Source organism: Desulforamulus aeronauticus DSM 10349, assembly GCF_900142375.1.
Classification (GTDB): Bacteria; Bacillota; Desulfotomaculia; order Desulfotomaculales; family Desulfotomaculaceae; genus Desulfotomaculum; species Desulfotomaculum aeronauticum.
Map to the genome: position 1 here is coordinate 8,439 of NZ_FRAR01000045.1, position 5,978 is coordinate 14,416.

10 protein-coding genes are annotated in these 5,978 nt (G+C 41.1%); 1 reads left to right on the forward strand and 9 read right to left on the reverse strand.

Features of this window, described 5'->3' with window-relative positions; translation table 11 throughout:
- Positions 1-2,078 (reverse strand): RHS repeat-associated core domain-containing protein (locus tag BUA78_RS19395; protein ID WP_207650522.1); only part of this gene is annotated, 2,078 nt, incomplete at its 3' end.
- Between the two features lie 5 nt (positions 2,079-2,083).
- Positions 2,084-2,419 carry an RHS repeat-associated core domain-containing protein gene (locus BUA78_RS21160; RefSeq protein WP_072917839.1) on the reverse strand — a complete coding sequence of 112 codons (336 nt, stop codon included), beginning with the start codon at positions 2,417-2,419 and terminating at the stop codon, positions 2,084-2,086.
- Between the two features lie 18 nt (positions 2,420-2,437).
- Between BUA78_RS21160 and BUA78_RS21180 the strand changes: the two genes are divergently transcribed.
- Complete coding sequence (locus tag BUA78_RS21180) at positions 2,438-2,593, forward strand: hypothetical protein (RefSeq protein ID WP_476580468.1); 156 nt, start codon at positions 2,438-2,440, stop codon at positions 2,591-2,593.
- Between the two features lie 352 nt (positions 2,594-2,945).
- Here the strand turns inward: BUA78_RS21180 and BUA78_RS19410 are convergent, their stop codons facing one another.
- From BUA78_RS19410 to BUA78_RS20410, 7 genes are all read right to left on the reverse strand, one after another.
- The gene (locus tag BUA78_RS19410) at positions 2,946-3,344 is read right to left on the reverse strand and encodes a WapI family immunity protein (RefSeq protein WP_207650523.1); all 399 of its coding nucleotides are present in this window, start codon (positions 3,342-3,344) and stop codon (positions 2,946-2,948) included.
- Between the two features lie 72 nt (positions 3,345-3,416).
- Positions 3,417-3,641 carry an Imm32 family immunity protein gene (locus BUA78_RS19415; protein WP_072917842.1) on the reverse strand — a complete coding sequence of 75 codons (225 nt, stop codon included), beginning with the start codon at positions 3,639-3,641 and terminating at the stop codon, positions 3,417-3,419.
- 264 nt (positions 3,642-3,905) lie between these two features.
- Entirely contained in the window at positions 3,906-4,118 is a 213-nt protein-coding gene (locus BUA78_RS19425) for a hypothetical protein (RefSeq protein ID WP_072917847.1), read from the reverse strand.
- A gap of 27 nt (positions 4,119-4,145) precedes the next feature.
- A complete protein-coding gene (locus tag BUA78_RS19430) occupies positions 4,146-4,412 on the reverse strand; it encodes a hypothetical protein (RefSeq protein ID WP_072917849.1) in 267 nt (88 codons plus the stop codon).
- Between the two features lie 14 nt (positions 4,413-4,426).
- Positions 4,427-4,726, reverse strand: a complete 300-nt coding sequence (locus BUA78_RS19435) for a hypothetical protein (protein ID WP_139257469.1) — start codon at positions 4,724-4,726, stop codon at positions 4,427-4,429.
- A 459-nt stretch (positions 4,727-5,185) separates the two neighbouring features.
- On the reverse strand, positions 5,186-5,443 hold the full coding sequence (locus BUA78_RS19445; RefSeq protein WP_072917857.1) for a DUF7336 domain-containing protein: 258 nt from the start codon (positions 5,441-5,443) through the stop codon (positions 5,186-5,188).
- Between the two features lie 61 nt (positions 5,444-5,504).
- The coding region (locus tag BUA78_RS20410) for a hypothetical protein (protein ID WP_207650524.1) at positions 5,505-5,978 on the reverse strand (474 nt) is incomplete at its 5' end.

Sequence of the window (5,978 nt, forward strand, 5' to 3'; positions counted from 1 at the left end):
AAAGCTGTAGTTCTGGCTATTTCTGCGCCGATTCTTGCTGCCTCGGCAAAAGCCCCACCCCTATTCCACTGGTCACTATATTTACCACTAAATAAGTTAATGAAACTACCAATAAAATCTAGGCTATTGCTAACAGAAATACTGCCTTTGGAACTACTACCTCCAGAACTCCTGCTTTCAGAGTGTGAACTTCCCCCACGCGAGCTGCCGGTACTAATGCCAATTGCAACACCAATTCCAATACCGATTACTGCTCCTATAAGTGAATGCCCGGAAGGATCAACATATGATAACGGATCATTTTCCACGTAGGTATACAGATTCAAACTCAGGGGATTGGTAATCTCCCCTTCATAGGAGTCTCTGGATATAAACCTTCCTATGGTCGGGTCATAGTATCTGGATCTTAGGTAGTACAGTCCGCTTTCCTCGTCATAGTACTCACCTGCATACTTCAGTGGATTGGACACCTGCTCTTGTTTGGTAAGGATATTACCCCATTCATCGTACGCATAATTGTTGACGATATTGCCATTTTGGTCCATAACCTGGGTTACGTCTCCGTGGCCGTTGTACAGGTAGTAGTAACAGTTGCCATTGATTTTTCGTGCCAGGGCATTGTGTCCCCAGATGGTTTGTGCGGTAACAACGCCACTGTCGTTTGTCTCAGCGATTACTCTACCTTCATTGTCGTAATGATATCTGGTAGTTCCAGAAGGGGTAACCTTTTTATTCCTTAGTCCTTCTGGATCGTAAGAATAGCTATAAGTCTTACCTCCTGTGGTGAAAGTGGCTAGTTCATCCCAATTGTTATAGCTAAAATCTCCGGGTATAAAGCCATCCAGGCTTTTGTCATTGGCGGAGGTTAGTATCCGGTTGCCCCGGCTGTCGTATTGATAGCTGATCTGTTCGCCGTTCGGCCTTTGTATTCCTGTCAGCCGGTTTAGGGCGTCGTAGGTGTAGTTTGTTGTCTGGCCATTTTCGGTAATTGAGGTAATGTTACTGTTGTTGTCATAGCTGTAGCTGTATTGGGTTTTAATTTGTCCGCCTACCAGGTTTTTCATGGTTTTTAGCCGATTGATGTTGTCGTAGGTGTATTCTGTACGGATCGTTGATCCGTTGGCTAATTGTGGATAGTTTACTGCCTTGATCATCCCATCGGCGTAGTATTCGTAGGTGAAGTTTTTTCCATCTGCTGTTACGGTGGTTAGTCTGTTCAGGTTATTGTACTGGTAGTTAGTTAACAAATTAACTGGATCGATTACTTTTGTTTTGTTGCCCAGTAGGTCATATTGAAAATTTACGCTGTAGTTGGCTGTTTTTCTTTGTTTGGTCAATCCATTTGTGTAAAAATCGTAGGTTAACGGTTCACCGTTGCCGGTGGTGTTATTGATGGGTTGGTATTTTTCTATACCTCCTAGGGGGCTGTAGTAGTATTTTATCTTGTCTTGGTTAATTCTTGTTTCGGCAAGGTTGTTGTCTTTGTAGTATTGCGTGGTTGTTATCTTACCCGAGGCATCTTTTATTTCCACGGGTAAGCCATTGGCATTGTATTTATAGGTAATGGGTTGTCCCGCCGGGAGTTGCTTTGATACCATGGTTCCTCTTTCGCTATATTGCTTTTCTGTAGGAAAGGTGATGGTACCCTGGTATTGGTTAATTTGGCTAAGATCTCCTAAACGGTCGTAGTCGTAGTCGGTAGTTTCTCCCAGGGCGTTGGTGACCTTAGTCAGCCTGTTTAAGGCGTCGTAACCGTACCGTGTGGCATTGTTTTTAGCATCTGTTAGTTTGGTAAGGTTACCCGCCAGGTCGTATTCGTACTTTTCTTCAACTGTGGTAGGTCCACCTGGTCTGTCTGGATAGCCTTTCCTTGAAATTGTCCTTCCCCACTGGTCATAGGTTTCTACATAATGGTTTTCGGCCACACCTGTATCTGCTGGGACAAATGTGGTGGTCTTGGTGCGGTTTATGATGTCGTAATCAAAGGCATGGTAGTTCCCTTGGGGGTTGGTGACTCTCTTTAAACGGCCCCATTCATCACTCACATAGTTCGTTTTATTGCCATTAGCATCCTTCATCCAAATTAATTGTCCGTAATTGTTATATCCATAGGTAAACCGATTACTACTCCTATAAGTGAATGCCCGGAAGGATCAACATATGATAACGGATCATTTTCCACGTAGGTATACAGATTCAAACTCAGGGGATTGTTTATATCCCCTTCATAGGAGTCTCTGGATATAAACCTTCCTATGGTTGGGTCATAGTATCTGGATCTTAGGTGGTACAGTCCGCTTTCGTCGTCATAGTACTCACCTGCATATCTCAGTGGATTGGTTACCTGCTCCTGCTTGGAAAGAATATTACCCCATTCATCGTACGCATACCTGTTGACAATATTGCCATTTTGGTCCATAACCTGGGTTACGTCTCCGTGGCCGTTGTACAGGTAGTAATAGTTACCATTGATTTTTCGTGCCAGGGCATTGTGCCCCCAGATGGTTTGTGCGGTAACAACGCCACTGTCGTTTGTCTCGGTGATTACTCTACCTTCATTGTCGTAATGATATCTGGTGGTGCCAGTTGGTGAGATTTTTTTATTCCTTAGTCCTTCAGGATCGTAAGAATAGCTATAAGTCTTACCTCCTGTGGTGAAAGTGGGACTTTATCCCTTTAATATCAGGGTGAAATGGGGTCGAAAACTGTGCAGTGCCAGGGCTTCCTCGGTACGGCTCACATCAGGCCGCAATGCGGGCTGAAAGGTGTTTGGAAAGCGGGGGCAGTTTTTATTTTATGGTGTCGCAATCGGGTTATGCCTTGCAGATTACCGCCTTTGTTCAAGATTTGCATAGGGATCAAGCATGACCCTTTGCTTTTTAATTGAATGTGCAAAAGCATGTTTCCGATTGCTTTTTCTTTCCTCTCGCCTTCAATCCTAAAATTTACAGAAATGCTTTTAGTATCTGTATTAAATTAATTAGTACCGTTTGATCTGTGATATACTTAAACTTCATATAATGTTCTTCATGGCTTCCGCCAATTTGTCCAGTCATGTACATATGTCCTAATTTATCCATTTCAACAGTGATATGCGCATCTGAATCACTATCACTTATTTCACAATATCCACTTAGCTGCTCGTGCATCTTAGATAATGTTTCAACAACCGAAACTATACTTTCTTTTGAAATACAGAAATTTGAAGCACCTGTAAATTCGCCTGATTTTACTTTGATATTAAATGTAAAGTAGTTCTCTACTGTATATAGATATTCTATAACCAGCTTTTTACCCTCCGAACTAATAATTACAGCACCTCCATACTTTTCAGTGTATTTCACAAATCCTTTCTTAATTTGTTGTGGTTTTTTTGGGGTGTATAATTCGCCAGTTTTGTTATTTACATAAATGAGTTATTCCGGTTTTAGAACAACTTTTAAGTGATTTATTAACACCGTATTCGTTCCCTGCTTATCTTCTTTTAGCTCATTTGCTGCCCAGGAAGGAGTCATTAAGTGTACATGTCCACCATTATTAACTAGAAAAGTTAGTTTTTTCAAAAATAGCTCAATGACTTCCTTCTCACAGAAAATCTCGATTTTCTCTTGCTTTTCATCATGCTCAACCGTTAAAATCATCGAATACCACGTCCCATGTCATATTTTTTCTTATCAAGGGGGCCTTTGTAACCTCTTTACGGTTAACATCAACATGAGGAAATTCACCAAAGCTATTCACTTCATCAATATGGTAGGAGTGCCCAATCTTTGGATTTACGTAACCACCCTTTCCAGTTAGTGGGTCTAGCCCTCTTAGTTCAAAACCTTTTGCCCGAAACATTTGGTCAATTTCTGTAGCCGTTTTCCCTTTGAACGGATCATTTTCCACGTAAGTATATAGATTCAAAAACCTTGTGTACCATTAACATCTATTGTTAGTGCGCCATATTTTGAACTTGCTCTATAAGTAAATGTCAATCCGTTGCAATTATGAATTTCAAAAGCACCTAGTTTTACTTCTTTTATCGTAAAATGATTTACCTGATTCTTAAAAAATGTCAAGGCATCTTCTGCAGTTCCCTGAACAGCTCTAATTCCGCTATTTTTAGCTTGCAATTTATTCCATAATATTACAAATACACTCTATGAATCCACCTTCTGTATGGCTTTTTTGAACTCACCAATTTCCGAGGAAAGAAACACTTTGCCCTCTTCAACGTCATACAAATGTCGTGACTCATCTATCCTTAGGGCAAGATTGGAAACGAGGTTATGAACTCCTTCTTCTTCAATAGCACTAGAAATCCCCTCAATATCAAGAAGTAGTTCATCTTCCTCTACCTTTCCGTCCTCATAGCGCCCAAGCGCGTGAAGAACCTGGTCTATTAAACGTTTACTGTGGTTATTCATGAAATCCACTCCCATTAGTATTTCATTGTTGTAATGACTATTTTTCCGCCTTCCTCCGTGACAACCCTCATGCCATTAAGCTCAAAAATAGTCCGGGTTACTGCATTCCTGACAGCTTCACGAGGAGCACCATTAGCAATAACATCTTCAACAACTGACGTTGGAATTCCTCTAGCTTGGTAACCACCGGCTGCGGTACCATAACCTTTAGGAGTCATTCTATCGACTACCTCTCTGGTGAAGTACCGTCCGTTAATATTTGCATATTCACGTCCTTTGTAGGTAGCTTTGGCCAAATCACCCACATGCCCCAAATACCTTTACCCGTCCCCTTAATTCCTTTAACAAGCTTAAGACCTCCACCAAACATCACGAGATCTAATCCGGGATTTTCAGGGATCGGAAAAAAGTTGAAAAGTTCTAGTTTCTCCATATCAATAGGGATCGTTTCCCCTTTGTGCCCAACCTGCATCTGCAACCCTGCTTATACTTCCTGGGATTTCCCCTTCTCTATTCCACTGGTCACTATATTTACCACTAAATAAATTAATGAAACTACCAATAAAATCTAAGCTATTGCTAACAAACTACTACCTACAGAACTGCTACTTCCAGAGTATGAACTTCCCCCTTTATTGCGCGAGCAAACTCAAAGGCTCAACCATCAGCAAATATCTGATAGTTGAGCCCTTTTGAGCACAAAACTTCCGATTAAACTCTTAATAAACCGTCCCCTTGTCTCTTCAGTACAGTAGGTTACCATTACCAGGGAGCTATTCAATCCAACTATTATCTGTACTGTCCCATGTAACAAACCCATCAGTCCAATTATCTTGATCTAGTTCATACTCATCAATATAAAAACAGTCCTCAGAAAACCTATTAAACCCTTTCTTAATCTTAAATTCTTCTTTCACCCTTTCTGCATTTTTGTACGAGCTATAAATTCCAATAACTTTTGTCTCATCAACCTTTAGATTTTCACATATTTCTTTTTCATAGCTATGTTGAAGCAAATATACTTTCATCATATATACCCGTCACCTTTCAAACACTATAGTCCGAGCTCTTTCAGTTTAACTTGTCGCAACTCTAGTCGAAGTGAGTATCAAAATATTTCTTTAATTTATTGAAGTCAGTTCCTGGACCAGTTCGGTTCGGATTCCACTCTCCGTATTTCTCTAAAACTCTTTTTGCTGTTTCTTTTCCAGCCTCACCTTTATACGGCTTCTCACCTTTGAACCTGTCAGGAATATCATCTTTTTGCTTGCCTTTTACTTTCTTTTTCGTTTTATACTCTTTTTCCTCCGAACCATTATACTCCGCAAAAAATCGATCGTAAACATCCTGTGCTAACTTTACCGTGGCGGCAGTTGCTGCAGTACCAAGCGCAGCTGCTGCTGCTATTGCCTCAGGTGCCACAGCTGCTCCGGCTATAGCTGGAACAAACGCTACCTTTCCATTTGATGGTAAAGCTGTAGTTCTGGCTATTTCTGCGCCGATTCTTGCTGCCTCGGCAAAAGCCCCACCCCTATTCCACTGGTCACTATATTTACCACTAAATAA